Source organism: Zhenhengia yiwuensis (assembly GCF_014384995.1).
Lineage (GTDB): Bacteria > Bacillota > Clostridia > Lachnospirales > Cellulosilyticaceae > Zhenhengia > Zhenhengia yiwuensis.
The window spans coordinates 1-545 of the sequence record NZ_JACRSY010000135.1 but is presented as its reverse complement, the minus strand read 5'-3'; the positions used below and the strand labels follow the sequence as shown (position 1 = coordinate 545).

Genomic DNA, 545 nt, shown 5'->3' with positions numbered 1-545 from the left:
TATAGAAAGAGAGGTGAAGATATGACCTTTGAAGAATTGATTAAGAGTGCCTTAGAAAAAGTGCCTAATGATATGGACAAAAGAGAAGGGAGTCTCATGCATATGGCGTTAGCACCAGCTTGTTTTGAATTAGCTGAAGTTTATATGCAACTTGCGTATATGGCAGATCGAACCTATGTTGATACAAGTACAGGGGAAGATTTAGATAAATGCTGTGCGGATATGGGGATTTATAGAAAACAAGCTACTCAAGCGATAAGAAAAGGTGTTTTTAATACAGAAATCCCATTAGGCAGTAGATTTGGATTAGAAGATACAACTTACTGTGTAGTAGAAAAAATAAAAGACTTTGAGTATAAGCTTGAATGTGAACAAATGGGTAGAATAGGAAATCTATACAATGGCAACTTATTACCGATTTCTTATATAAAAGGTCTTACAACAGCAGAACTAAAAGACATCCTTATATCCGGCGAAGAGATAGAATCAGATGAGCGTTTAAGAGAAAGATTCTTTTTAAATGTTCGTATGCCAGCTACCTCCGG

At 35.8% G+C, this 545-nt stretch carries 1 protein-coding gene; it reads left to right on the top strand.

Annotation, left to right across the window (positions count from 1 at the left end; genetic code table 11):
• Positions 1-21 precede the first annotated feature (21 nt).
• A partial coding sequence (locus H8718_RS20425; RefSeq protein ID WP_249334887.1) for a baseplate J/gp47 family protein occupies positions 22-545 on the top strand: 524 nt, incomplete at its 3' end.